Annotated in this window: 22 protein-coding genes; 12 read left to right on the top strand and 10 right to left on the bottom strand. The window is 63.0% G+C overall.

Translation table 11 applies throughout. The features are described 5' to 3' along the window. Positions 1-114: 114 nt before the first annotated feature. Both X757_RS142290 and X757_RS142295 read left to right on the top strand, forming a co-directional pair. The gene (locus tag X757_RS142290; protein WP_023727280.1) at positions 115-1191 is read left to right on the top strand and encodes an extracellular solute-binding protein; all 1077 of its coding nucleotides are present in this window, start codon (positions 115-117) and stop codon (positions 1189-1191) included. Further along, positions 1188-2483 (top strand): flavin monoamine oxidase family protein, encoded by a 1296-nt coding sequence (locus tag X757_RS142295; RefSeq protein ID WP_023727279.1) that lies wholly within the window; start codon positions 1188-1190, stop codon positions 2481-2483. The genes X757_RS142290 and X757_RS142295 overlap by 4 nt, the downstream gene beginning before the upstream one ends. A gap of 40 nt (positions 2484-2523) precedes the next feature. On the opposite strand, the gene X757_RS142300 is transcribed toward X757_RS142295, so the two are convergent. From X757_RS142300 to X757_RS142310, 3 genes are all read right to left on the bottom strand, one after another. Continuing rightward, complete coding sequence (locus X757_RS142300) at positions 2524-3597, bottom strand: ABC transporter ATP-binding protein (protein ID WP_023727278.1); 1074 nt, start codon at positions 3595-3597, stop codon at positions 2524-2526. Between the two features lie 91 nt (positions 3598-3688). After that, positions 3689-4513: an ABC transporter permease gene (locus tag X757_RS142305; protein ID WP_023690125.1), complete on the bottom strand. Its 825-nt coding sequence runs from the start codon at positions 4511-4513 to the stop codon at positions 3689-3691. After that, complete coding sequence (locus tag X757_RS142310; RefSeq protein WP_023727277.1) at positions 4510-5427, bottom strand: ABC transporter permease; 918 nt, start codon at positions 5425-5427, stop codon at positions 4510-4512. Before X757_RS142310 ends, X757_RS142305 begins: the two co-directional genes overlap by 4 nt. 291 nt (positions 5428-5718) lie before the next feature. On the opposite strand from X757_RS142310, the gene X757_RS142315 reads away from it, so the two are divergent. Next, positions 5719-7131, top strand: a complete 1413-nt coding sequence (locus tag X757_RS142315) for an aminotransferase (protein ID WP_023701365.1) — start codon at positions 5719-5721, stop codon at positions 7129-7131. 15 nt (positions 7132-7146) lie between these two features. Here the strand turns inward: X757_RS142315 and X757_RS142320 are convergent, their stop codons facing one another. After that, positions 7147-8349, bottom strand: coding sequence for an SRPBCC family protein (locus tag X757_RS142320; RefSeq protein ID WP_023696407.1), 1203 nt, complete (start codon positions 8347-8349; stop codon positions 7147-7149). A gap of 503 nt (positions 8350-8852) precedes the next feature. Between X757_RS142320 and X757_RS142325 the strand changes: the two genes are divergently transcribed. Beyond that, positions 8853-9233: a hypothetical protein gene (locus X757_RS142325; RefSeq protein ID WP_023727276.1), complete on the top strand. Its 381-nt coding sequence runs from the start codon at positions 8853-8855 to the stop codon at positions 9231-9233. 235 nt (positions 9234-9468) lie between these two features. Here X757_RS142325 and X757_RS142330 read toward each other — a convergent pair whose 3' ends face one another. Both X757_RS142330 and X757_RS142335 read right to left on the bottom strand, forming a co-directional pair. Next, on the bottom strand, positions 9469-11559 hold the full coding sequence (locus tag X757_RS142330) for a hybrid sensor histidine kinase/response regulator (protein WP_023670065.1): 2091 nt from the start codon (positions 11557-11559) through the stop codon (positions 9469-9471). Positions 11560-11781: 222 nt separating this feature from the next. Beyond that, entirely contained in the window at positions 11782-12510 is a 729-nt protein-coding gene (locus X757_RS142335; protein WP_023670064.1) for a response regulator, read from the bottom strand. Between the two features lie 94 nt (positions 12511-12604). On the opposite strand from X757_RS142335, the gene X757_RS142340 reads away from it, so the two are divergent. Continuing rightward, a complete protein-coding gene (locus X757_RS142340) occupies positions 12605-13309 on the top strand; it encodes a response regulator transcription factor (protein ID WP_023670063.1) in 705 nt (234 codons plus the stop codon). A gap of 71 nt (positions 13310-13380) precedes the next feature. Here X757_RS142340 and X757_RS1000000167040 read toward each other — a convergent pair whose 3' ends face one another. Together X757_RS1000000167040 and X757_RS142345 are read right to left on the bottom strand one after the other, a co-directional pair. Next, the gene (locus tag X757_RS1000000167040) at positions 13381-13551 is read right to left on the bottom strand and encodes a hypothetical protein (protein WP_023670062.1); all 171 of its coding nucleotides are present in this window, start codon (positions 13549-13551) and stop codon (positions 13381-13383) included. A 32-nt stretch (positions 13552-13583) separates the two neighbouring features. Then, a complete protein-coding gene (locus tag X757_RS142345) occupies positions 13584-13916 on the bottom strand; it encodes a hypothetical protein (RefSeq protein WP_023670061.1) in 333 nt (110 codons plus the stop codon). Positions 13917-14246: 330 nt separating this feature from the next. On the opposite strand from X757_RS142345, the gene X757_RS142350 reads away from it, so the two are divergent. Next, positions 14247-14708, top strand: coding sequence for a L,D-transpeptidase (locus tag X757_RS142350; RefSeq protein WP_023727275.1), 462 nt, complete (start codon positions 14247-14249; stop codon positions 14706-14708). A 164-nt stretch (positions 14709-14872) separates the two neighbouring features. Here the strand turns inward: X757_RS142350 and X757_RS142355 are convergent, their stop codons facing one another. Further along, positions 14873-17956 carry an efflux RND transporter permease subunit gene (locus X757_RS142355; RefSeq protein ID WP_023696405.1) on the bottom strand — a complete coding sequence of 1028 codons (3084 nt, stop codon included), beginning with the start codon at positions 17954-17956 and terminating at the stop codon, positions 14873-14875. Then, complete coding sequence (locus X757_RS142360) at positions 17953-19257, bottom strand: efflux RND transporter periplasmic adaptor subunit (RefSeq protein ID WP_023683944.1); 1305 nt, start codon at positions 19255-19257, stop codon at positions 17953-17955. The genes X757_RS142355 and X757_RS142360 overlap by 4 nt, the downstream gene beginning before the upstream one ends. A 149-nt stretch (positions 19258-19406) precedes the next feature. Between X757_RS142360 and X757_RS142365 the strand changes: the two genes are divergently transcribed. The 6 genes from X757_RS142365 to X757_RS142390 all read left to right on the top strand — a co-directional run. Further along, positions 19407-19943, top strand: a complete 537-nt coding sequence (locus X757_RS142365; RefSeq protein ID WP_023683943.1) for a TetR/AcrR family transcriptional regulator — start codon at positions 19407-19409, stop codon at positions 19941-19943. Between the two features lie 332 nt (positions 19944-20275). Beyond that, complete coding sequence (locus X757_RS142370) at positions 20276-21064, top strand: 3-hydroxybutyrate dehydrogenase (RefSeq protein ID WP_023683942.1); 789 nt, start codon at positions 20276-20278, stop codon at positions 21062-21064. 140 nt (positions 21065-21204) lie between these two features. After that, the gene (locus X757_RS142375; RefSeq protein ID WP_023683941.1) at positions 21205-22023 is read left to right on the top strand and encodes a sulfurtransferase/chromate resistance protein; all 819 of its coding nucleotides are present in this window, start codon (positions 21205-21207) and stop codon (positions 22021-22023) included. Beyond that, the gene (gene chrA, locus X757_RS142380) at positions 22020-23411 is read left to right on the top strand and encodes a chromate efflux transporter (protein WP_023727274.1); all 1392 of its coding nucleotides are present in this window, start codon (positions 22020-22022) and stop codon (positions 23409-23411) included. Before X757_RS142375 ends, chrA begins: the two co-directional genes overlap by 4 nt. Before the next feature lie 237 nt (positions 23412-23648). Next, positions 23649-24635: a methyltransferase gene (locus tag X757_RS142385; RefSeq protein WP_023727273.1), complete on the top strand. Its 987-nt coding sequence runs from the start codon at positions 23649-23651 to the stop codon at positions 24633-24635. Between the two features lie 440 nt (positions 24636-25075). Continuing rightward, the coding region (locus tag X757_RS142390; protein WP_373432854.1) for a pilus assembly protein TadG-related protein at positions 25076-25614 on the top strand (539 nt) is incomplete at its 3' end.

Raw genomic sequence — 25614 nt, 5'->3', positions numbered from 1 at the left:
CTCTGTCCGGCCTCCTCCGTCTGCCTGTCAGTGCGCCGGGCAGACGGTCTCGCCAAGGCCGCTGAAATTCCGTAACGTCGCCCGGCCGCTTTTCGCGATGAGGAGTTTCGCGCCATGAATTCCATGCTTCGCCGCCTCGCCCTTGCCGCTGCTCTTACAGTCGGCGCCGGCGCCGTGCTTGCTTATGCCGAAGGCGGCGGCGACCTCGTCGTGTTCGACTGGTCAGGCTATGAAGATCCGTTGCTGCACCCCGACTACACCGCCAAATACGGCGCCGAGCCGACCTTTGCTTTCTTCGGCGACGAGGAGGAAGCGTTCCAGAAGATGCGCGCCGGCTTCAAGGCCGACATCGCCCACCCCTGCTCGCAAAGCGTGACCAAGTGGCGCGCGGCCGGCATTCTGCAACCGCTCGACACCTCGCGGATCGCCGGCTGGAAGGATCTCAATCCCGGCATCATGGCGATGAAGGATCTCGCCGTCACCGCCGACGGCAAGGCCTGGTTCATGCCGTTCGACTGGGGCAACACTTCGCTGCTCTACCGCACCGACAAGGTCACGGCGGAGGAAGCGCAGTCGCTGAAGATTTTCGCCGATCCCAAATTCAAGGGCCGCGTCACCATCGGCGACAATGTCGATGACGCCTATGCGCTGGCCAGCCTGGTCATCGGCCTCAAGGACTGGACCAAGATGACCGACAAGCAGTTCCAGGAGGCGTCCGCCTTCCTGCGTGACGTCCACAAGAACATCCGCTTTTACTGGACCGACGACACCGACCTCAACCAGGCCTTTACCGGCAATGAGGTCGACCTCGTCTGGGGCTGGAATGAGACCTTCGTGACGCTCAAGGGCCAAGGCATGCCGATCGCCATGAACCGCGACACCAGGGAAGGCATATCCACCTGGGTGTGCGGCTATGTGCTGATGAAGGATGCGCCGGGCAAGCTCGATCAGGCCTATGATTTCCTCAGTGCGGTCAACGCGCATGCCGTGTCCGATTACTTGGTCAAGACCTTCGGCTACGGCCACGGTAATAGCGCCGGGATGGCCGCGATCGACCATCAGGTGCTGAGCGACCGTGGCTTCGACAATCTCGACAAGTTCTTGGACAAGACGCTGTTCCAGCAGCCGGTGCCGCCTGAGCTCAAGCAGCGCATGGTCACGGAATTCGAGAAGATCAAGGCCGGCTATTGAGCGACAGGACTGAAAGAACCGATGTCGTCATCGTCGGCGCCGGTTTCACCGGCCTGTCGGCTGCGCTTGAGCTGAGAAAGGCCGGCATCGATGTCGTGCTGCTCGAAGCACGCGACCGGGTCGGCGGCAGGGTCGAGGCTATTCGCAACGGGCTTGGCGAGCGCATCGACAGCGGCGGACAGTTTTTCTGCGAAGACATGCCGGAGGTCACGGCGCTGGCCGCGTCCCGTGGCAAGGCCTTCGTCGAAACCTATGTGAATGGCGATTTCATCACCCATCCATCGCTGTCGGTCGAAGAGGCCGAACGGACCTATCATGGCGCGATGGCGATCCGCGAGCGGATGAATGCGATCGAGCCGGACGATCCCTCGATCGCCGGCATGAGCGCTGCCGCCTGGCTCGAACGCCAGCCTGATCCCACTGACGCGAAGACGGCTTTCCGCTCGATGATCGAAGGCCTGTGGTGCCTTGCGATGGACAAGGTGCCGCTGTGGTACCTCATCGACAATGACCGCCGCATCACCAACGAGGTGCCCGAGCTGCAATATTCACTGCTCGAAACCATGCAGTCGCTGGCCGAGGACATGGCGGGAGATCTCGGCGACAGGGTTTGGCTGAACGAGCCGGTTACGCGCATCGAGCACGGGCCGCAACGGGTTCGTGCCGTCTCGGCGAGCAGCTCCATCGAAGCGCGAAAAGTGCTGGTCGCGCTGCCGCCGGCGACGGCCGCGAAGCTGGATTTCGCGCCCGCTCTGCCGCCGGCGCTCGCAAAGGCGCTCGGCGTCTGGGAAAGCGGTGCGGTGATCAAGATCCTGGTGCGCTATCCCACGCCGTTCTGGCGCGAGCGCGACCTGTGCGGCATGGTGATGTGGCGCGACCTGCCGGGCCTGTTCGCCTGTGACGCCAGCAAGGATGCGCAACATGCCGCGCTGGTCGTCTTCGTCGGCGGACCGCTGGCCTTGCATTGGCGTCCGCTCGCGGACGCGGCGCTGCGTGCGGAGGTCACGGCAAGGCTCGTTGATGCCCTTGGCCCGGAGGCGGCCGGCATTATCGATTTCAGCCAGCGCGACTGGATCGATGACCGCTGGAGCGGCGGCGCCTACAGCGACCTAATTGTCGATGTGACGGCACGGGATGCCGAGCGCACGATCCGTGCCGGCGCTGCCCCGGTTCATTTAGCATCGTCGGAACTGTCGCCGTCATTCCCGGGCTATGTCGAAGGCGCCATCGTGATGGGGCGGATCGCAGCCAAACAGATCGCGACGGAACTTAAAATTCTTAGTGGAGCATGATCTTATTCCGAAAACCGGTTCCCACTTTTCGGGATCATGCTCAGTCCGCCATCGCCACCAGGGCCTCGGGATCGTAGCCGAGGCGGATCGAAGTGCCGACGGGGATATCGTCGGCGCCGAAATCGTTGGTCTCGGTGACCGACAGTGGCTTTTCCAATCCGGGTATCTCGACGATGAGGTGGGTGATCTCGCCAAAATAGTGGCGTTCGACCAGCTTGCCGGCCACTTCGAATTTCGCCGTCGCATTGTCCCACAGCACGCGCAATCGCTCCGGCCTGATGCCCAGCGTGGCGCCGCCGCCATTGCGCACGAAGGCCTTCGGCTTGTCGGCCCGGACTCGGCCGAAGCCCAGCGTGTCGACGACCAGCGAGGCGGCATTCTCCTCGACGATCTGCGCTTTTACAAAATTCATGCCGCCGAGGAAGTCGGCGACCTGACGGTTGACCGGCCGCTGGTAGATTTCCTTGGGCGAGGCGACCTGGGCGATCTTGCCGCCGAACATTACGGCGATGCGGTCGGACATAGCGAGCGCCTCATACTGGTCATGGGTGACCAGCACGAAGGTGATGCCGACCGCCTGCTGCAGGCGGCGCAGTTCGACCTGCATCTGCTCGCGCAATTTCTTGTCGAGAGCCGACAGCGGCTCGTCGAGCAGCAGCACCTTGGGCCGCATCACCAAGGCGCGGGCGAGCGCCACGCGCTGGCGCTGGCCGCCGGAAAGCTCGGTGGCGAGGCGTTTGCCGAGGCCGGTGAGCGACACCTGCGCCAGCGCTTCCTCGACGCGGCGCTTTTCTTCCGTTCCTCCCAGCCTGAGCCGTTTCAGCCCATAGGCGACATTCTGCTCGACATTGAGATGCGGGAAGATGGCATAACTCTGGAATACCATGTTGGTCGGCCGGCGGTTGGCGGGGATGCCTTCCATCGACTGGCCGCCGACCGAGATCGAGCCGCTGGTCGGGTTGTCGAAACCGGCAATCATGCGCAGCAGCGTGGTCTTGCCGCAGCCGGAAGGGCCGAGCAGCGAAAAGAATTCGCCCTCCTTGATGGTCAGCGAGGCGTCGTCGAGCGCCTTGAACGCCCCATAGCTGCGGGTAACGCTGCGGATTTCGATCATTGCTCGGTCGGTTTGGGGTCGATCAGATTGGGCCCGCTCGGACTTATCTTGCTTGGATGGCTCATCCTGAGGCCGTTCGGCCCGGGACTGCTCAGGCATAGAGGCCTCCCTCGCTCTGGGTGCGTCTGGCCGCATGACGGCGCAGGATCTCGGCAACGGTCATCAAAACGAAAGAGGCAACCAGCAGCAGCGTGCCCAGCGCCAACACACCCGGCAGCTTGGCGGCAAAGCGCAACTGGCCCCAGATATAGATCGGCAGCGTCGTCTCGGTGCCGGTCAGGAAGAAAGCGATGACGAACTCGTCGAGCGAGATGGTGAAGCAGACCAGGAGGCTGGAAATGATCGCCGGCGCCACCATCGGCAGCGTCACCCGCCGGAAGGTGCCGAAGGCACTCTCGCCGAGATCGGCGGAGGCTTCTTCGAGGCTGCGGTCGAAGCCCTCGAAACCGGCGGTCAGCACCGTCATCGAATAGGGAATGCAGATCAGGACATGGCCGAGCACGACGGTGAACAGCGACAGGCTCAGGCCTAACTGCAGCATGACCAGCAGCATGGAGATGGCGAGGATGATTTCCGGCAGCACCAGCGGCGCCATGATCAGGCCATTGATTGTGCGGCGGCCGGGATAGCGGTAGCGGGTGATCGAGCGGGCGGCGAGGATGCCGAGCAGCGTCGACAGCACCGATGCCGAGATACCGACGATCAGGCTGTTCCAGGCGGCGTCAAGCAGCGCCGGCGTCTTCGGCAGGTCTTGGTACCATTTCAGCGTATAGCCGGTGAGAGGAAATTTTGGCGTCGGCGCGGTGTTGATCGAGAAGATCGGCAGGAAGATCACCGGCAGATAGAGAAAGACGACGTAGAGGAGGGCGTAGGCGGACAGCCAGCCGCCGGGGAAAAGGCGCCGCCTCGCCGTCATTGCGCCAGCCTCTGCAGCGCGCGGATGGTGAGCACGGTGGCGCCCGCCATCAGCGTCACGACCAGCATGGTGGTCACGGACAGTGCCGCGCCGAGTGGCCAGTTGGAGGCCTTGTGAAACTGCGACTCGATGGCATTGGCGATCATCACGCCATCCTTGCCGCCGACCAGCCTTGCGGTGACGTAGTCGCCGACGGTGGGGATCATGACGATGAGAGCGGCCGAGATGACGCCCGGCGCCGACAGCGGCAGCGTCACGCGCAGGAAGGAGCGCAGCGGGCCGTCGCCAAGATCGGTGGCAGCCTCGACCAAGGTGCGGTCGACCTTCTCGAGCGAAACGAAGATCGGCAGGATGGCAAAGGCCGCCCAGGCGTGTGTGAGCGTGATGATGACGGCGCTGGAATTGTAGAGTAGCGCGGTCGATGGTTCGTCGATGATGCCGAGGCCCATCAGGCCGGAATTCAGCACGCCATTATGGCCGAGGATGACTTTCCATGACATCACGCGCAGGAGATAGCTGGTCCAGAACGGGATGGTGATCAGGAACAGCCACAGGCTCTTGTGGCGACCGCCATGGAACGAGATGAAATAGGCGATCGGATAGGCGAGGATGACGGTGAAAAAGCTCACCGTCAGCGAAATGTAGAGCGAGCGCCAGAGCAGATCGCGGTAGATCGGCTCGGTCAGCGCGATGCGATAATTCTCCAGCGTGAATGTATGGTCGATGGTGAGGTAGTTCTGCGTCCAGAAGGAGTGGGCGAAGACCACCAGGATCGGCACCAGCAGCAGGATCAAAGCGTAGACCAAGGTCGGGCTGATCAGGGCAAGGCCCTGGACGGACTCGGACTGCAGAAGGGCGTTTCGCCTTGCTCGCGTCATGCGCCGCGTGGGCACCCCTTCGGCAGCTACCGTCATTGCAGCGACCCGGGCGTGATCTCGGTTGCTGGCTCGAACTGTTCCGCCATGATGCTCCCATCGACCGGGCCGGCTGCCTGTTCCCAATTTTTGCGGAGCGCGCTTTGCTGGTTGCGCTCAAGCTTGCCGGCTTTCTTTCATCATGAGCGCATCCGTGCATTGAAATCAAGCGCTATTTCTGTAATATTGATTGAACGGACATTCAAAATGAAGTGAAGAAAGCCGGCTTTCCTGCCCTTGGCGCTTCGCTTTCTGTCCGGTGAAATTACGCTCAGACGATGCGAGGCAATGATGGCGGCTGCAAGAGACCTAAGAGCGATGGAAATGGCTGACGGTGGCGATGCGGTCGAGCTGGCCAAGCGCCATCTCATCCAGCCCTGGCCTTATGCCGGCTCGGTCGGCAATGAAGCGCGTGCGCTGATCGGCGAGGGCGATGGCATCTACATCACCGATGTAACAGGCAAGCGACTGATCGACGGGCCGGCCGGCATGTGGTGCATCAATGTCGGCCACCGCCGCGAGGAGCTGGCCAGGGTGATGTACGACCAGGCGATGATGCTGTCCTACAACACGCCCTGGTATACGATGAATGCGCCGTCGGCCGAGCTCGCCAAGCGCCTCGCCGATCATGCGCCGGGCGATCTCAGCCATACCTTCTTCACCACCGGCGGATCGTCGGCTGTCGAGACGGCACTGCGCTTCATGCAGTTCTACAACAATGTGCGCGGGCGGCCGGAAAAGAAGCTGATCCTCAGCCGCGGCGGCGCCTATCACGGCTCGACCTATCTGTCGGCCTCGCTCAACGGCCGGCCGCGCGACCGCGACTGGATGGACGGCGCCGACGATCTGGTCGTCAAACTGTCCTCGCCAGACCCGTTCCGGCGGCCGAAAGGCATTGACATCGCCGCCTTCTGCGATTTCCTGGTCGATCAGTTTCGCGATGCGGTCGCCCGCGTCGGCGCAGAGAAGATCGGTGCTTTCGTCGGCGAACCGGTGCAGGCATCCGGCGGCGTCGTCGTGCCGCCGGATGGCTATCTCAAGCGCATTCGCGAAATCTGCAGGGACAACGATATCCTCTATATCTCCGATGAGGTGGTGACCGGCTTCGGGCGGCTCGGCCATGTCTTTGCCTCCGGCGATGGCTTCGGCATCGACCCCGACATGATCACCTTCGCCAAGGGCGTTACATCAGGCTATTTCCCGCTTGGCGGCGTCATCATCTCGGAGCGGCTGCTTCAGGAAATGCGCCGTTCCAACCATCCCGATGCGATGTTCGGCCATGGCCTGACCTATACCAGTCATCCCATCGGCTGCGCGGTGGCGCTGAAGAACCTCGATATCCTGGAAGACAGCGTGCTGGCCCACACGCGCGATGTCGCGCCCTATTTCCAGGCGCAGTTGAAGACGCTGGAGGAACTGCCGCTGGTTGGCGAAGTCCGCGGCATGGGCCTGATGGGCTGCGTCGAGTGCGTAGCCGACCGCGAAAGCAAGGATCCGCTGCAGCTCGACAAGGATGTCGGCAAGCGCATCGACGCGCATTGCCACGAACTCGGCCTCCTGGTCCGGCCGCTGATCAACATGTGCGTGATGTCGCCGCCGCTGATCATCACGCGAGAGCAGATCGACGACATGGTGGCGATCCTGCGCGAAGGCATTTCGCGGACCATGGACGATCTGCGCAAAGAGGGCGTGTGGCAGGGGTGACTGGCAGTTCCGCCCCTACACCTGCGAGCGCATAGCCTCATTGAGGTTCCACATGTCCTTCTCCTCCGGCGCCGTCTCCAGGCCCAGCACCGGGATCTGCTTGCGCAGATGGTCGTGGTGGGTGCGCACACCGTATTCGAGGTCGGAGAGATAAAAACCCTCGAAGGCCTCCGAGATCATGGACTCGTTTGACCAGACGGAAAGCTGCACGTCCTCGTTCATGGTATCGCGGTCGATGCGGTAGGCGAGATAGCGGGCGGCCGCCTGTTCCCGGGTCTCGTCGGGGTAGCGGTAGATGGCGCCGCGCAGCAGCGTCTCGCCGGTCGACAGCGGGAACTCCTGATAGAACTGCACCGATTCCGGCATGATCGACAGCGCGTTGTTGGGGAAGATGCCGTAATAGATCCAGGCCCTGCGCAGATGCTCCGGCAGGTGTGAGGCATCGGGCGTGAGCTTGATGTATTCGCGCACGCTCCAGCGCCGGCCGGCATGCGGATTGTAGGTGGCAAACGAGCGCGACACGCCGTTGATGAACGGCTCGTCGAAATAGGTCGAGCCGTAGAGATCCTGCAGCGCCGGATGCGCCATGGCGACGTGGTAGCCTTCATTGTCGACGTCGCGCACCGACTTCCAGTTGACCGGCGTTTTCTGTGTCCAGATGCCCCAGGACGGCACCATCTCGGCCACGTTGTAGTGTGCCATCTCGGCCTCGATCGGCTTCAACAGTTCGGCCACCGAAGGCTGCGGGCCGCCCTTGCGAAAGCGGACAAAGATGAAGCCCATCCATATCTCAAGGTCGAGCGGCATCAGGCCGAATTCGGTCTTGTCGAGCTCGGGGAAGGAGCGCGGCCGGGCGGCGCCGCGCAGCGTGCCGTCGAGATTGTAGACCCAGCCATGGAACGGGCAGACCAGCGCGTTCTTGCAGGTGCCCTGGCTGTCGGCGACGACGCGGCTGCCGCGATGCCGGCACATGTTGTTGAAGGCGCGCACGACGCCGTCCTTGCCGCGCACGATGAGCGCCCGCTCGCCGACCACGTCCATAGTCAGATAGTCGCCGGCATTCGGCACGTCGCAGACATGGCCGGCGATCTGCCAATGGTTGCGGAAGACGTATTCCTTCTCAAGTTCGAGAAGCGCGTCGGAGTGATAACTCCAGCCCGGCAGACCCCGCCGGTCCCAATCATTGGGGATCGCCACGTCACGGAGATGCGGGTTCATAAAAAAGCTCTTCTTTTATTGAATACTCATTCAATAAAACCATATTTTACATTGAAATGCAATGGCTTGTAGAAATCACAACTTTTCAAGTCGGCACAACAGGACCAGCTGAAAGCCAGAAAATCCCGGAATATCCGGGCGTTAACCGGGGGCGTGAAATAGCTGTCCGGCATGCGGATTTGGCCGTGCCGAGCTTGCAAACACGGCCCGCTCCGAGACGAAAATACCTGGCGTCCGCAAATTCGATCCGCAGTGTGAGCTTGTTCATAGTGCGGCCGACAGGAAGCGGGCTTGGTGCGTTCGCGGCCCGCCTGTCGTCAACATTTGATTGCCCGGATGAAACAGCTTCGCAAACGCATCTTGCCGTCGGCACATGACCGGATCTGTCCGGATATGCCCGAATTTCTTGTTTCAAACCTGTTACGCGGGCAAGCCAAGCGCATCATTCGCCCGTTACCAGGCGCGCTTAGGTTCGTTTCATAAGAAAACGAAGGGGAGCAGCAATGCATACGAAAGTCGAGATCACTAGCAACGATCGACGCGCCAAACTGGCACTGCGTCAGCGCGCCAGCGACCATCCGGTTGCGATGTTCTCCATGCTGGGCGCCTGCGCTCTGGCCGTCATGTTCCTGACACCGGCTTCCGGTCCGGCTTTTGCTTCGCTCAACCCGCCGGCCAATGTTGTCCAGGGCGCGCCGACCACCATCAAGACCGCCCGGCTGCCGGAGCCGGAAATCGATTTTGCCTGCCAGGGTCAGGCCTGGGGCGCCGAGAGCGCGGAGTGCCTGCGCGTCATCGCCGCCCAGTCCGGCGTGCACAAGGCGCGTTCCGTCCGCATGATCGCCAACGCAGCGCCGCTGACCACGACACCCAACGTTTTCTGAACCTCCCGAGCGCTTCCTCCCGCGCTCGTTCTTGGCTCCCGCCGCTTCCCTCGGTCGGGAGCCTCTTTTTTAGGGCCTATCGATATTCGGGTGAGGCCGGCCTGCGCATGGAGGTTCCCTGCGCTTCCGGTGCTCGCGTACTTCAAGTACGCTCCGCTCCGGTTCTCGGGAACCACCATTCTCGACTCGGCCTGACCCGAATCTCGATAGACCCTACATGGGTGCTTCCGAAAACTTAGCCGGCGGCGGCGACCTGGTCGGCTATTGCCGAGAGTACGCCGCGGACGTCCAGCGTCGAGAACGGCTTTTCCAGGATTTGCGGGCGCTGCGGCGCCGGCAAGGCTTCGATCTCGGCCTTGGCGCCGATCAGGTCGCCGGTGACCAGCACGAAGCGTTTGGCCAGCGCCAGGTTGTCGGCGAGCAATTCGCGGTAGATGGCAATGCCGCTGGTGCCGGGCATGCGCAAGTCGGAAAAGACGATGTCTGGCGGCATGTGGCCGGTCAAGGTCGCCGCCGCCGACGTCCAGGCCGGCACGACCCGCGACTTGATACCCATCAGTTCCAGGATGTCGGAGAGGGAGCCGGCGACGTCGGGTTCGTCGTCGATGATCAGCGCATGGCGCAAGCCGCTGGAACGAGCCGGGCTGTCGCCGGCTGCTGCCGCGCCGCCGGTGATTACCGGCAGCTGGACGACGAAGCGCGCGCCACGCGGCAGCACCTCCTCGAACCAGATATTGCCGTTGTGGCGCTCGACGATCGATTTCGAGATCGACAGGCCGATGCCGGTGCCGACGCCGACCGGCTTGGTGGTGAAATAGGATTCGAAGATGCGGCTGCGGATCGCCTCGGGAATGCCCGGTCCGTTGTCCTCGACCGAAAACCCGGGGTTGCCGCGATCGCTGCGGAATGTCCGCACCTTGATCAGGCGGTCGCCGCCGATACCGGCCAGAGCGTGTTGGCTGTTGATCAGGAAATTGGCGGCCACCTGCGTGACGTGGTCGGCATCGGCCATCGCCAGCAGCGGGCCGGGCGCGAAATCGGTGTCGATGATGATGCCGCTCGAGCGTGCGCCATAGGCGGTTACTTCGAGTGCGGCGCGGATCACCTGGTTGAGATCGGTCTCGGCCTGCGCCGCCGGATGCAGGCGCACCATCGACAGGAAGCTTTTGACGATGCGGCCGCAGCGCTCGGCAGCGGCGCGCACTTTCTCGGCGCGAACCTTGGTCTGCGGGTCGGTGGCGAATTCATGCAGCAGCGTCGACTGCGCAACGACCACGGCGAGCGGGTTGTTGAGCTCGTGCGAAACACCGGCCAGCAGTGAACCCATCGCCGCCATCTTCTCGTTCTGGTGCAGTTTTTCGCGCTGGCGGTTGATCTCTTCTTCGGCGCGCAGCTTATCGCGCAGATCGCGGATCGAACCGAAGATGAGCTGACGGTCAGCCACCCGCATCTCGGTCGCCGTCAATTCGATGGGAAACACCTCGCCGGCCGCATTCTGTGTCACGGTCTCAAGCCGTTGGCCAACCATCGGCGCGCCGCGGCCAGACATGTATTCGGCGCCCGAGACATAGCCCTTGCGGTAATATTCCGGCACCACGGTATCGAGCAGGTCCTTGCCGAGGATGTCGCTGCGCTGATAGCCGAACATCTTTTCGGCGGCCGGATTGAATTCGATGATCGAGCCGGTCTCGTCGATGACGATGATGGCGTCGAGCGACGCCTGCAGCATGGTGCGGCGGATGACTTCGCTGGCATGGGCGTCGGACGGCGAGTGCTCGATGGCGTCGCCGATGGCGAGCGCGATGATGTGCATCGTCGCCTCTTCCTCTTCGGTCCATTCGCGCTCGTTTAGGCAGTCATTGACCGCGAACGTGCCCCACAGATGACCGTGCGCGAACACCGATACCGACAGGAACGACTTGATGTGCTGCTTTTCGAAATCGGCCCTGAGGAACCCGTCGAGATCGCGCGTATGGCCGGCGAAGATCTTGCCTTGCCGCTCGTCCTCTCCAATCCGCTCCAGCAGCGGATCGGTATCGACGATCGACTGCATGATCACCGTCGGCGAAGCCAGTTCGCCGCCGAAGCGAGGATCGATCCAGTAGGCGGCGACCGATTGGGCGAAGCCCTGGCCGGGCAATTCGCGCAGCCTGAACAGGATGCCGCGCTGGCAATTCATGGCGCTGCAGAGCGTTTCGAGGATGGTTTCCATCTCGCGCTGCCAGTCGCCGGCATCGCGCAACCGGCGGACGACGCGCACAGCCGCCATCGCGGCGCTCTGGCGAGCGCCTTGCGGGTCCATACGTGGTGCTGGTTCAGCGGTCATGTCAGCCATCAGTAAAGGGCCGTCGAATTAGGCAGCTATGGAGCATTTCACGAAAAAGGTGAAACGCTCCATGTTTCAATGCAATCCCGAACGGAAATCGCTACGCACTGTTCCTGGAATTGCTAGAGCGTTTCACCGTTTCACGGAAACGGAGAAGCCTCTATCTCTTTGTTTTTACGCAATTCCGGGCGGAAAACCGCGTACACTTTTCCTGTAATTGCTCTAGTGCCCGTCACCGGTCGGCAGCGAGAAGATATAGCCTTCGCCGCGCACTGTGCGCAAAAATTTCGGATTGGCCGGATCGGTTTCGATCTTCTTGCGCAGCCGCATGATGCGAATGTCGACGGCGCGCGACGATTCAGGATCCTCAACAAAACCAATCGCCTCGGAGATCGCCGATCGCGTCAACAGCCGGTTGGCGCGGGTCAGGAAAACCTCCAGCACATCGAACTCGCTCTTGGCCATGTCGATGACGGCGCCGTTGGCGCCGGTGACAAGCCTGCCGTCGAGGTCGGCCTGGAACGGGCCGAAGGTCAGGCGGCGGCCGCCATCGGCTTGTGTCTTCGCCGCCTGGGGCGGGCTCGGCTGCGGAACGCGGCGCAGCACGCTGCGCACACGAGCCAGCACCTCACGCAACTCGTAGGGCTTGACGATGTAGTCGTCGGCGCCAAGCTCCAGCCCGACAATGCGGTCGAGTGCGGTGCCGGCAGCCGTGGCATAGATGATGCCGACCGGTATTTTCGAGCGCAGCCAGCGGCCGAGCGACAGTCCGTCCTCGCCCGGCATGGCGATGTCGAGAATGGCCAAATGAAACGATTCCGTCTCCAGCAAGGCGCGCGCCTCGGCCGCGCTTCCGGCCTGGGTCACATCGTAGCCGTTGGCGCCGAGATACTCGGCGACCGCGTCCCGGAGATCGGGCTCGTCCTCGACGATGACAATCCGTGCCCGCACTATGGCCTCGCTCCCGCTTTCAGCGGAAAGTAGATTGGGTATAAACATGATGTCCAGCACTCATATCCGGTTGCGGGGGAACGGGAAGAAAAACATGGCTGCACGATCCGTCATCGCGCTGGTTTCCGTCGCCGATGTGGTGGCCGGCGATCTTGCCGATCATCTCGACCGGCGCGGCCATGACGTGCGCGAGGCGCGGCAGCCCTGGGAAGCTGAATCCCTGCTTTCGGCCGGAGGCATCGATATCGTCATCGTCGGCGACAGCCTCAGCCAGGCGGAAGGGCGGGACCTGCTCAGGCGTTATGGCGGCGGCCAGAGCGCGGACGGGAAGGCGGGGCCGGATTTCATCCTGATCTGCCGGCCGGCCGATCTGGTCGACAAGGTGCTGGCGCTCGAGCTTGGCGCCGCAGATGTCGTCGAAAGTCCGCTCAATGTCAGGGAGCTTGCCGCGCGCATCGGCGGCCTGCTGACGCGGCGCGGCAGGTCCGCCCAGGAACTGATCGTGCTGGAAAATGCCACCGTCGATTTGCGGTCGGCCATCGTCATGCACCGTTCGGGTACGGAAGAACAGCTGTCGCCGGGCCAGGTGGCGCTGCTCAGGCTGTTTCTGGCCAGCCCGCGCAAGGTGCTGACGCGCGACGACATCATTGCGGCGGCGCCCGCCGAAAATGCCGATGCCTTCGACCGCTCGATCGATTCGCGCATCGTGCGGCTGCGCCGCAAGCTCGACACCGAAACCATCACAACTATACGCGGCGCAGGCTACCGGTTCGACCCGCCGACGCAGCGCGCCGACTGAGGGTTGGGAGGCTGGATTGTTCCTCGGCTCGCCCAAAAAAGCTGCGCAATCTTGGGCGCCATGCATAGGCGTCAGCGCACCACCAGAAGCGATGGTCCCGACGGCAATTCGCTGGCGACTACGATTTCGCTGGCGGCATGCGCGCGGTCCTTCAGGAGAACCGTGGCGAGACCGGCAAAGCCGAGCAGGCCTTGTGCATAGAGCAGTACCGAAAGCACGGAGGCTGCAGATTTCGTCTTCATCGGTTGTCCCCAAAATCAGAACCGCGGGTGCTTCAGGATAAACCCGAAGTGCCCGCGTCGCCCACGGAGCCCCCCGTTGCGACGCGGGCCTTCGGTCCTCTCGGCAGCAAGTTGCCGGAGGGGCCGCGCATCCACTTCAACCCGAGGCCGACCCGCCAGAGGGCCCTGAGACGGTTGATGCGCAGACTGGAGACAATCCAGACCAAGGCTATGAACAGCGCGGCATGCAGCGTCGAAATCTCACCCGAATTCATCACCGCCAGTTTCGTCATCGGGGTGCCGGCTACTGTGCCGATGCCGCCGACGACAAATGCGGCGATGCTTATCCTGAAGAGCCAGGACAGGGTTGTCGATTTGATGCTCATTTTTCGTTGGCGCCGGCTGTTCTCGTTGGGATGACTTTGCCGTGAGCCTGTAACCAGATCATGCCGCCCAGGCCGCGCTTTGTTGCAAGTCGGTTTCGAGCGATGCCAATCTTCTTTCATATAAGGACATCAGCACTTTCGTTTGGGGGGCGGTGCGTGATCGGGAGTGCGCAGCGAAGACGGGAGCACGCTCCTTGTCCACCTTGCTTGTTAACCAGAGGAAACAGATTCGAAACACAAACGAGCCTCAGCGAAGTCAGTCTGAAACATGGCGCAGGGATAAGGCGGCCACCGAATTGACGCCGGCAGGACCGGCAAAGAGGAGCCATCATGTACAAAGCCATTTCCGCCAAACTCATCAACGTCACCGCCGCAGCCGCCGGCGCCGCGCTTCTGCTTGGCGCCGCCAACAGCACCGCCCATGCCGCGGCAAACCAGATCGTCGCGCGTGTTTCGCTGTCGCAGCAGACCATGGAAGTGCTGGTCGATGGCCGGCCGAGTTTCGCCTGGAAGGTCTCGACCGGCGACAGTGCGCATGTCACGCCGACCGGCTCGTTCAAGCCGACCCGCATGTACGAGATGTGGCATTCGAAGAAATACGACAACGCGCCGATGCCGCACTCGGTCTTCTTCAGCGGCGGCTACGCCGTGCATGCGACCAACGCCATCAAGCGGCTGGGACGGCCGGCGTCGCATGGCTGCGTGCGGCTGCATCCCGACAATGCCGCCGACTTCTACCAGTTGGTCGAAACCTTCGGCCCGACCAACACCAGCATCGTCATCGTCAAGTAGCAGACTGCGTTTGGAGCGATGGTGCAGCGCAGCCGGACAGGTCATGCCGCACCGCAAGTTCCCGCCTTGGAGCTCCATCGGGGCTTCGCGGTAAATCAATCCAGTCAAAAAAGAGGCCGGAAATTTCCGGCCTCTTTTCGTTTGTTCGCTGACGCCGTTCGCGCTCAGTCCGCGTGCACCGGCATCAGCTTCGGGTCTGGCTTTTCGGCGTGGTGCGGCAGGTCCTTGCTGGCGATGAAGGTGTAGAACATCGGCACCACGAACAGGGTGAACATGGTTCCGACCAGGATGCCGGTGAAGATTACGAGGCCCATCGAATAGCGCGCCGCCGCACCAGCACCACTGGACACGATCAGCGGCACGACGCCGAGCGCCATCGCCGCTGTCGTCATCAGGATCGGCCGCAAGCGCACCTTGGCCGAGGCGACGATCGCATCGCGCCGCCTCATGCCATGCAACTCGCGCTGCTGGTTGGCGAACTCGACCAGAAGAATGCCGTGCTTGGTGATCAGACCTATCAGTGTGATCAGGCCGACCTGCGTGTAGATATTGAGCGTTCCAAGCCCCAGATTGAGCGGCACGATGGCGCCAAAGATCGACAGTGGCACCGCCATCATGATGATCAGCGGGTCGCGGAAGCTTTCGAACTGCGCCGCCAGCACCAGATAGATGACGATTACGGCGGCTGCGAACGCGATAAGGATCGTGTTGCCTTGCTCCTTCTCCTGCCGGGACTGGCCGGAATAATCGATGAAGAAGGTATCGGGCAGGCTCTCCTTGGCAAGGTTCTCCAGGGTCTGCAGCCCGTCGCCCGTGGTGACGCCGGGAAGCGGCAGCGCTGATATCGTCGCCGAGTTCAGCTGGTTGAACTGCTCGATCGCGGCCGGCGCGGCGTTGGTCGAAATCTTCACTACCGCTGAAAGCGGCACCATTTCGCCGGTCACGCTACGCACGAAATATTCGCCGAGCTTCTCGGGATTGTCGCGGAATTCCTTCGGCACCTGCGGGATGATGTCGTAGCTGTTGGAATCGCGGTCGAACTGAGCCACTTCGGCGCCGCCGACCAGCAGCGTCAGCGTCTGGCCGATGTCGGCGATCGGCAGGTTGAGAGCCGCCGCGCGGTCGCGGTCGATGGTCACCGTCACCTGCGGAGCGTCAAAGGACATCGAGTTTTGCACGACGATGAAGCGGCCGGAGGCCTGCGCCTTGTTCTTAATCTGCTCGGCCGCCTCGTAGACCTCGGCGGAACCACCGGTCGAGCGCACCACCATGGAGATCGGCAGGCCGCCGCCGGAGCCCGGCAGCGTCGGCGGCGCGAAGACGAAGGCCTCGACGCCGGCCACCTTGCCGAGGCGTCCCTGGATATCGGCTTGAAGCTCCTTTGAGTTGCGCTGGCGCTCGGCCCAATCCTTGAAGGCGAAGCCGACAAAGGCGCCGTTGGTGGCGCCGCCAAAGGCAACGGCGGAGAATTGCGCCCTGGTTTCGGGAATGTCCTTCACCAAGCCGAGGATCTGGTTGACGTAGGTCTCGGTGTAGTCCGAGGTCGCGTAGCGCGGTGCCGTCACGATCGACAACAGGAAGCCCTGGTCCTCTTCCGGCGCCAGTTCGCTCGAGGTCTTGGTGAACATGAAGCCGGTGAGCGCAACCAGCGCCACGACCATCAGCAGCGTCACCGGTCGATTTCTCAAGGAGGCGGTTACCGCCCGCTCATAGACATGCTCGACACGGCTGAAGGTTCCGTCGACGACGCGCTGGAAGCGACTGTGCGATCCCGCCTTGAGCAGACGCGCCGCCATCATCGGCGTGATGGTGACGGCTATGAGGCCGGACAGCACCACCGAACCGGCGAGCGTCACCGCGAACTCGCGGAACAGCGCACCGGTCAGGCCGCCGGTGAAGGCCAGCGGCGCGAACACGGCGGCGAGCGTGATGGTCATGGCCACGATGGCGGAGAAAATCTCGCGCATGCCGTTGAAGGCCGCCTGCATCGGCGACATGTGGTCCTCCTCCATGTGGCGATGGATGTTCTCCACCACCACGATAGCGTCGTCGACGACAAGGCCGATGGCCAGCACCATGGCCAGCAGCGACAGAAGGTTGATCGAATAGCCGACCGCAAACAAAAGGAAGCAGACGCCGACCAGCGACAGCGGGATGGTCACGATCGGCATCATCACCGAGCGGAATGAGCCGAGGAACAACAGGATGACCACGACGACGATGGCGACGGCTTCGGCGATGGTCTTGAACACTTCATCGATCGAGGCGCTGATCTGTTCGGTGGAATCGTAGACGATTTCGATGGTCATGCCTTTCGGCAGCGTCTCTTGAATCAAAGGCACGATCTTGTGGATCGCCTCCGCCGTTGTCAGCGGGTTGGCGGCCGGCGTCGGGAAGATGGCGAGGAAGGTGCCGGGCTTGCCATTGAAGCTCACCCTCGTGTCGGTGCTCTCGGCGGCAAGCTCGACTCGCGCCACGTCGCGCAAGCGCACCACCTGGCCGTCCGTCGAGCGCAGCGGAAGCTCGGCAAAGGCCTCAGGCGTCTGCAGCGTCGAGCGAACCGTGATCGAGGAGACGACATATTCGTTCTCGGTGTTGCCGGGCGCCGACAGGAAGTTGGAGTTGTTGATCGCCGCCAGCACTTCGGCGGCGGTGACGCCACGCGCAGCAAGCTTGACCGGGTCGATCCAGACCCGCATCGAATATTCCTCGGCGCCGAAGATCTGCACGTCGGCGACACCTTCGACCGTCGACATGCGGGGCCGCACGACGCGCTCGATATATTCGGTGAGTTGCTCCTTGCTCATGTTCGGATTCTGCATCGAGATGTACATCATCGCGAACTCTTGGCCGGTGCCCTTGACGATGACCGGGTCCTTGGATGCATCCGGCAAGGTGCCGCGTACGCCCTGCACTTTCGACAGGACCTCGGTCAGCGCGACATCCGGATTGGAGCCGAGCTTCATCTGGACGACCACAGTGCTCGAAGACGGCCGGCTGGACGAGGTGACGTAGTCGATGTTCTCGGTCGAGGCGACGGCCCGCGCGATCGGGGCGGAGATGAAGCCCTGGATCAGGTCGGCGCTGGCGCCGGGATAGGCGGTGGTGATGGTGATCGCCGTCTCGTCAACCTTGGGATACTGCCGGATCGACAGGTTGAAGATGCCCTGGAAACCCAGGAGCAGGATCATACAGGCGAGGACGGTGGAGAGGACCGGCCGGCGAATGAAGATGTCGGAAAAGTTCATTGCTGAGCCTGCTGGTTCGCCGACTTGCTGGGGTCAATGGTGTTGTCGACAGCGACGGACATGCCGTTGAAGAGACGGTTTTGGCCGGCGGTGACGACCTCGTCTCCAGCCTTGATGCCCTCGACGATCTCGACCATGCCGTCGTTGCGGCGGCCGGGCTTCACGAACACCTGCGACAGCACGAGCGCCGGCTTTTCCGGTTCTGCCGCGGGCTTCGCCGGGTCGACAGCCGGCTTGTCCGCGGGCTTCGCCGCGGCGTCTTCGGCAGCCGGTTTCGCGTCTGCCGGCTTTGCATCTGCCGCCGGCTTTGCCGCGTCGGCCCCTGCAGCAGGCTTTTCCTCGGGTTTCGCGGCTGGGGCGCCTTCCGCCGGCTTCGCCGGAACGACGACGAAGACGAAGTCGCCATAGAGGCTCGACGTCAATGCCGTCTGCGGCAAGGACAGAATGTTTTTCTCCTGCGGCAGCTCGACGCGAACCTGGACGAACTGGCCGGGCGTCAGCTTGCCGTCAGGGTTGGCGACCTCGCCGCGGACGGACACCAGGCGGCTTGAAGCGTCGATCTTGGGATCGATGCCGCGAATGGAGCCGGCAAACGGCATGTCGGCGCCGCCGCCGGTGCCGCCGAGGCCGAGCCGCACCGCCTGGCCTATCTTGAGCAGCGGCAGCTGCTGTTCGGGTACCGAGAAATCGACCCGCATGGTGTCCAGATCCTGCAAGGTCACCACTGCGTTGCCGGGCGAGAGATATTGGCCGAGGTCGATCTTGGGGATGCCCACGGTGCCGGCGAACGGCGCCGTCAGCTGCTTCTGATCAAGCACGGCCTGCAGCTTGTTGACCTGCGCGGCGGAGGCCGATGCAGCGGCTTGAGCGGTGTCGAGCGTGGCATCCGTTCCGACGCCGCGCCGCTGCAGCTCCAGCGCGCGTTCGAGCGCCGTCTTGTCGGACACGGACTGCGCCTTGGCCGCGACCAGATCCGCGCGTTCGACGGCATCGTCGAGCTGCAGCAGGACCGAATCGACCGGCACCTTCTGGTTGGCATGGAAAAGGATGTCCTTGACGATGCCGCTGGTCTCGACGGTAAGGTCGACACCGCGCACGGCGCGTACCGTGCCGATCGCCTCGACCCCCGGCGTCCAGTCGGAAGGCTTGACGACAACCGTCGATACGGTCGTCGCCGGCGGCTTCATGGTGGCGAAATACTGTTTGATAGCGTTGTCGCGGAACAGGTTGAAGCCGACAACGCCGACGCACACCAGAGCGAGCAGAAGCAGAATTGCGGTGATAGAGATGAAGCGCTTCACGAACTGTCCCCTCGGCCGATGTCCGGCAAAATAGCCGAATAGCGGGACACTTATCGACGCCAGGTCCCGATTACAAATGACGGCGGACTTACTGTACCGTCTGGACGGTCTTGTCAATTCCGCCTAGGCTGGTGCGGGGGAAGGGATCGATGAAGACCCAAAGGGCAAATTCGCGCGACAAGATACTCGCCGCCGCCGCCGATGTCGCACGCGAGGCCGGTCCCGGCAGCCTGTCGCTTGACGCCGTCGCCAGCCGCGCCGGCGTGTCGAAAGGCGGCCTGTTATATAACTTTCCGACCAAGGCCAAACTGATGCAGGGCCTGGTGGAGAATTACCTGCGCGCGTTCGAGCTGGCGCTGGAATCGGGCCGTGTCGCCGGCGCCAGCGGCGAGAGCCTGCTCGCCACCTATATCCGGCTCTCGGCGGATGATTGCGAGGAGCCGAAGCCGACGGCTTCGTGGATATTCTCGGCGATCGCCGAGGATCCGGATTTCCTGACGCCGATAAAAGCCTTCAAGTCGCAGCTGCTGCAGCGGCTGAAGAGCGAGACGCCGGACCTCAAGACGCTGCTGGTCTGCTTTCTGGCCATCGAAGGGCTGCGCAGCATGAACCTCTTCGATTCCGACGTGCTGTCCGCCGACGAACGCCACTTGCTGGTATCGGCCCTGCTGGAGATTGCAGGATAGCTCAGGGCGTCGGATCGAAGAAGCGATACGGGCCGGGCGGAAAGGACGGTTGGTGAGCGGCATGGCATAGGCACGCATCACGACATCGGCGATTTCAAGCTACAGCCCCCTGATTCGTTGGATCGATGGTTCAGGAATGACTGCGCGAATGCGCGGCCGACTATGTTGCGCCGCACCATAACACTGCCGTGTCAGCCTTGAGACGGCGCTCGGCGAGGCCGGCAAAGCGCGTTTTAGGGCTGTGATGGCGCCGACATATGGTTATGGCATTGTCATGTTGCGGCGCACAAACTATGTGCCTTTGTAGTCCTCCTAACAGTCGCGAGATCTCCATGGGTTCCCTTTCTTCGAAGAATGCGCTCGTCACCGGATCGACCAGCGGCATTGGCCTGGCCATTGCCCGCGCCCTTGCCGCCGAGGGCGCCAACGTCACGATCAACGGCCTTGGCGAAGCCGCGGCGATCGAACAGGAGCGCGCCGGCATCGAGAAGGATTTTGGCGTCCAGTGCCGCTACTCCGGCGCCAACATGATGGACGGCGCAGCGGTGACCGCCATGGTGCGCGAAGCCGAGCAGGCCTTGGGCAGCCTCGACATTCTGGTCAACAATGCCGGGATACAGCATGTCGCGCCAATCGAGGAGTTTCCCGACGACAAGTGGGAAGCCATCATCCGCATCAATCTGCTTGCCGCCTTTTACGCGATCAAGGCCGTGGTGCCCGGCATGAAGGCGCGCAAATGGGGCCGCATCATCAACACCGCGTCGGCGCATGCACTGGTCGCCTCGCCGTTCAAGTCGGCTTACGTCTCGGCCAAGCACGGCATAGCGGGTCTGACCAAGACGGTAGCGCTGGAAGTCGCGCAGGACGGCATCACCGTAAACGCCATCGCGCCCGGCTATGTCTGGACGTCACTGGTCGAAAAGCAGATCCCCGACACGATGAAGGCGCGCGGCATGACCGAGGAACAGGTCAAGCGCGACGTGCTCCTGGCGGCACAGCCGACGAAGCAATTCGTCACCGTCGAGGAGCTCGCCGCGCTGACGCTGTTTCTGTGCTCGGACTCGGCCAGGCAGATTACCGGCACGACTTTGCCGATGGATGGCGGCTGGACGGCGCAGTAGGCGCGCTCCCCCGGCGCCGCTCTTTCCTTGACAAAGACGAAAGATCAATCCAGCATTGTGGCAAGGGGTTCCTTCGCGACGACCCCGTGAGGCGTCAGCCCAATGATCGCGTCCAAACTCTCACTCTGGAGGTGGACGCCATGCCGTCAACAACCGCAATCACCGTAGCGCAGCTTTCCCGCCTTGTCGGTCTGTCCGACGCGCCTGTTCTTGTCGATGTCCGCATCGACGAAGACTACGACGTCGATCCGCGGCTGCTTCCGGCCTCGTGCCGGCGCGACTTCAAGTCTGTTTCGAGCTGGGCGGCCGAGTTCACGGGGGCTCATGCTGTCGTCATCTGCCAGAAGGGGCTGAAGCTCTCGCAAGGCGTTGCCGCGTGGCTGCGCCATGAGGGCATTGCTGCCGAATCCCTTGAAGGCGGCTTCGAGGCGTGGCAGGCGGCCAAGGGACTTCTGGTCAAGGCCGACAAGATACCGCCCCGCGACGACAAGGGCCGCACGGTCTGGGTGACGCGTGCCCGCCCCAAGGTCGACCGCATCGCCTGTCCTTGGCTGATCCGCCGCTTCGTCGATCCCTCGGCGGTGTTCCTGTTTGTCGAGCCGTCTGAAGTGCTGGCGGCCGCCGATCGGTTTGGGGCGGTTGCCTTCGACATCGACGACGTGTTCTGGAGCCATCGCGGCGAGCGCTGCACCTTCGACACGATGATCGAAGAGTTCGGGTTGCGGTCCGAAGCGCTCGATCGCCTTGCGCTGATCGTGCGTGCAGCCGATACGGCGCGCCTCGATCTCGTACCGCAGGCGGCCGGGTTCCTCGCTGCATCGCTCGGGCTGTCGCGCATGTTCCGCGACGATCTCGAACAGCTTGATGCCGGCATGCTGCTCTACGATGCGTTCTTCAGATGGTGCCGCGATGCCACTGACGAAACCCACAATTGGCCCAGCGCGGGCAAAGCGCCATGAGCGCCCTCGCCGCGGACGACGATGCACAGGCTACCGAGGCTCCGATCGTCCCGACCTTCCGCCAAGCCGCGAAACTGTGGGCAAGGATCGGCCTGCTCTCCTTCGGCGGGCCGGCCGGACAGATCGCGCTGATGCACAAGGAATTGGTCGAGGATCGCCGCTGGATCGGCGAGCAGCGGTTCCTGCATGCGCTCAACTACTGCATGCTTCTGCCAGGCCCCGAGGCACAGCAGCTCGCCATCTATATCGGCTGGCTGCTGCACCGGACCGCCGGCGGCCTCGTTGCCGGCATCCTGTTCGTGCTGCCCGGTGCGTTTGTCATGCTGGGCCTCAGCATCTTCTACGTGCTTTACAATGATGCGCCCGTCATCGAGGCGCTGTTTTTCGGCATCAAGGCGGCGGTGCTGGCCGTCGTCGTCGAGGCGGTCCTCCGCATCGGCAAACGGGCGCTCAAGAACCGGGTGATGATGGCGATCGCGGTGGCCGCGTTCCTTGCCATCTATGTCATCAGGCTGCCGTTTCCGCTGATCATCCTGGTTGCAGGGCTGACCGGCTGGATCGGCAACCGCTTGGCACCGGCGCGTTTTTCCGGAGCCGCACGCGGCAAGGACAATTTGCCCGATGTCAGGGGCGCCGTCGACGTCATGTTCGAACGCGGCGACCTCGCTCACACCAAGCCGACGAAATGGCACGCGCCGCGCACCATCGCGATCTGGCTGCCGATCTGGCTCGGGCCGGTCGTACTGATCCTGGCGCTGACCGGCCCTGCCAGTGTTTGGGCACAGCTTGGCGACTTCTTCAGCCTGATGGCGGTGGTCACATTCGGCGGCGCCTACGCTGCGCTCTCCTATGTCGCGCAGGCAGCGGTGACCTCGTTCGGCTGGCTGGCGCCGGGTGAAATGGTCGATGGGCTTGGTCTGGCCGAGACGACGCCGGGACCATTGATCCTGGTGCTGCAGTTCGTCGGCTTCGTCGCCGCCTATCGTCACGCCGGTGCGATGGGACCGCTTGTGGCCGGATCGCTCGGCGCATTGCTGACGGTCTGGGTGACGTTCGTGCCGTGCTTCTTCTGGATCTTTCTGGGTGCCCCCTACATCGAGGCGCTGCGCGGCAACAAGGCGCTGTCGGCGGCGCTGAGTGCGATCACGGCGGCTGTGGTCGGCGTGGTGATGAACCTTGCGCTGTGGTTCGCACTGCATGTCGTCTTCGGCGCGGTGCACCGTTTTGGTCTTGGGATGGAGCTACCGGTGCTGTCGTCGCTGGATTGGCGCGCCGCGCTGCTGGCGGCGGCCGCCATGGTCGCCATGCTGAAACTGAGGATCGGCATGCTGCCGACATTGGCCGGCTCGGCGCTGGCCGGACTGGCGCTGCTGGCCTTGCCTGCGTAGCGTCCGAAGGCGCGACCAGCCATTATCACAGCCGGATTTTTGAGGTATGCCGGGCCGGCGCACAACGGTCGCGGGCGCTGGTAGGATCAGCGCTGGCCCCGGAGATACGCTTTACGTCGAACCCGATACCGCCAAGCTGAACCTGCTCGACGCGGAGAGCGGCGCGCTGGCGAACTGATTTGACGAGGTTGGCCGAGCTGTTCAAAGTCGATCCTGGATCGCACAACGGGATATGACATGGTGGATTCCGATCGGATCGACAAGCTGATCGCAGGGGTGCCCCCCGCCTTGGCGCTTCGTGCCGGGCTGGACCTTGGCATCTTCACCTGGCTCGGCGGCGATGCTGCGACTGCCGACAGCCTTGGGGCAGCGCTCAAAGTCGAGCCCGCTCGTCTGTCGCGGCTCCTCTACGCGCTCGCCAGCATCGGTCTCCTCGACGTCGAGGATGGTCAGTTTCGCAACGGAGCCGAAGCGTCGGAGTTTCTTGACGCGTCCAAGCCGACCTATCGCGGCGGCGATCATGTGCTGCTGCGCGAACTCTGGGGAGCCGACCTTTTGACCGCAGAGTCGCTGCGGCAGAATCGGCCGGCCGCGCTGCACGACTTTTCCGAAGCGGGGCCAGAATCCGCAGCGGCCTTCAGCCGCATGCTCGCACCGGGAGGGGTGATTTTCGGCCGAAATCTCGCCCGTGAACTGGACTTCTCGGCGGTCAGTTCGGTGATCGACATCGGCGGCGGCGCCGGGACCATTCTGGTCGGTCTTCGCGAGCGATGGCCGCATATTGCGGCGACTTTGATGGAACTCCCGACGGTCGCGGCGGTCGCACCAGCGATCCTGTCGGAATACGGTGCCGGCGATGTGGTTGTCGAAGAAGGCGACATAACGGTCGCGCCATCGACCGGCCGGCATGACTTGGCAATCCTGAAGGCTGTCGTCCAGGTCCTGCCGCCGGACCAGGCGCGCAGTTCGATCCTGAACGCGGCGCGTTGCCTCACCCAAGGAGGCGAGATCGCAATTGCGGGGTGGGGTGTCGTCGATGACGACCGTCTCGGCCCGCCTGAGGGTGTCTTTCTCAATCTCACCTTCCTGAACCTTTACCGCGCGGGCGAATCGTACACGGAAGGTCAGTATCGCGGGTGGATGGCCGGGGCTGGGTTCCGGGATATCTCCAGGTCGCAGCTGACCGACGGCACCACGTTGTTTCGTGGGCGCCTCACGGACTGATCGTGGCTGGAGTGGTTGGTTTCGGGCGTGTGTGGCCCTCAGAGCCAGCCCCGGACGGATTGCACAAAGTTCCTGAGGCGGCGTGAGCCGATCTTTCCCCTTACCGGCAGCGCGGTGTCCCCTGTCTTCTCGATAGCTTCTTCGCAGAGGGGGCATTTAAATGTCACTTGGTCGACAACAAAGTTCGGGATAGCGGCATATTTCGCATTCGTCGATTGGGGCGGAACCTCCGACAGGATGTTGCGCGGTCGCTGCAACTTGCGCCTAGCTAGCCCGTTCGACTACGTCGAATCGGAATGGAGTTTTTAGACATTCGTTTATCTATTCGTGGTTTCTAATACATATGGCATCCAACGCGTTCACCCGGATTTGGTTTGCTTTGAGCCGCCTAAGGCGCGCCACGAACGGNTGCCGTCATCGTTGCCTTCACCTTGCCGGTCGTGGTTGGCGGCGCCGGCCTCGGTGTGGAGACATCCTTCTGGTACTACAGCAGCCTCAAGCTGCAGGCCGTTGCCGATGCCGCGGCCTATGCCGGCGCGCTCGAGAAAGTCGCGGGTTCCGATAACCCGCCCATCATCGCCGCCGCCACGCAGTCCGCGACCTCGAACAATTTTGCCACGCCGGGCACGATCCAGGTCAACACGCCGCCATTGTCCGGCCCGAACACCGCAAAGAAGGCGGTGGAGGTCATCGTCAAGCAGAACCTCGATCGCTACTTCACGGCGATTTTCAACCAGGCGCCCGTTGCCGAACAGGCAAGGGCGGTGGCGCTGATCAATGACGCCTCCAAAGCTTGCGTGCTGGCGCTCAGTCCGTCGGCCTCCCAGGCTGCGCTCTTTTCCGGCAACACCACCGTCAACCTCACCGGCTGTTCGGTCATGTCGGACTCGATTGCCTCGGACGCCATAAAGACGCAGGGCTCGGCGGTGCTCAAGGCCGACTGCCTGATCACGGTCGGCGGCATGGTGCTGAACAATCC

The organism is Mesorhizobium sp. LSHC412B00 (genome assembly GCF_000503035.1).
In the GTDB taxonomy this organism is placed as follows: Bacteria; Pseudomonadota; Alphaproteobacteria; order Rhizobiales; family Rhizobiaceae; genus Mesorhizobium.
Note: the sequence above shows the minus strand (reverse complement) of the source record. Positions and strands in the feature narration are given on the sequence as shown.

Coding starts and splice junctions, on each gene's coding strand:
- X757_RS142290 (WP_023727280.1), top strand. CDS start 115: ATGAATTCCATGCTTCGCCGCCTCGCCCTTGCCGCTGCTCTTACAGTC.
- X757_RS142300 (WP_023727278.1), bottom strand. CDS start 3,597: ATGATCGAAATCCGCAGCGTTACCCGCAGCTATGGGGCGTTCAAGGCG.
- X757_RS142305 (WP_023690125.1), bottom strand. CDS start 4,513: ATGACGGCGAGGCGGCGCCTTTTCCCCGGCGGCTGGCTGTCCGCCTAC.
- X757_RS142310 (WP_023727277.1), bottom strand. CDS start 5,427: ATGACGGTAGCTGCCGAAGGGGTGCCCACGCGGCGCATGACGCGAGCA.
- X757_RS142315 (WP_023701365.1), top strand. CDS start 5,719: ATGGCGGCTGCAAGAGACCTAAGAGCGATGGAAATGGCTGACGGTGGC.
- X757_RS142320 (WP_023696407.1), bottom strand. CDS start 8,349: ATGAACCCGCATCTCCGTGACGTGGCGATCCCCAATGATTGGGACCGG.
- X757_RS142325 (WP_023727276.1), top strand. CDS start 8,853: ATGCATACGAAAGTCGAGATCACTAGCAACGATCGACGCGCCAAACTG.
- X757_RS142330 (WP_023670065.1), bottom strand. CDS start 11,559: ATGACCGCTGAACCAGCACCACGTATGGACCCGCAAGGCGCTCGCCAG.
- X757_RS142340 (WP_023670063.1), top strand. CDS start 12,605: ATGGCTGCACGATCCGTCATCGCGCTGGTTTCCGTCGCCGATGTGGTG.
- X757_RS1000000167040 (WP_023670062.1), bottom strand. CDS start 13,551: ATGAAGACGAAATCTGCAGCCTCCGTGCTTTCGGTACTGCTCTATGCA.
- X757_RS142345 (WP_023670061.1), bottom strand. CDS start 13,916: ATGAGCATCAAATCGACAACCCTGTCCTGGCTCTTCAGGATAAGCATC.
- X757_RS142350 (WP_023727275.1), top strand. CDS start 14,247: ATGTACAAAGCCATTTCCGCCAAACTCATCAACGTCACCGCCGCAGCC.
- X757_RS142355 (WP_023696405.1), bottom strand. CDS start 17,956: ATGAACTTTTCCGACATCTTCATTCGCCGGCCGGTCCTCTCCACCGTC.
- X757_RS142365 (WP_023683943.1), top strand. CDS start 19,407: ATGAAGACCCAAAGGGCAAATTCGCGCGACAAGATACTCGCCGCCGCC.
- X757_RS142370 (WP_023683942.1), top strand. CDS start 20,276: ATGGGTTCCCTTTCTTCGAAGAATGCGCTCGTCACCGGATCGACCAGC.
- X757_RS142375 (WP_023683941.1), top strand. CDS start 21,205: ATGCCGTCAACAACCGCAATCACCGTAGCGCAGCTTTCCCGCCTTGTC.
- chrA (WP_023727274.1), top strand. CDS start 22,020: ATGAGCGCCCTCGCCGCGGACGACGATGCACAGGCTACCGAGGCTCCG.
- X757_RS142385 (WP_023727273.1), top strand. CDS start 23,649: ATGGTGGATTCCGATCGGATCGACAAGCTGATCGCAGGGGTGCCCCCC.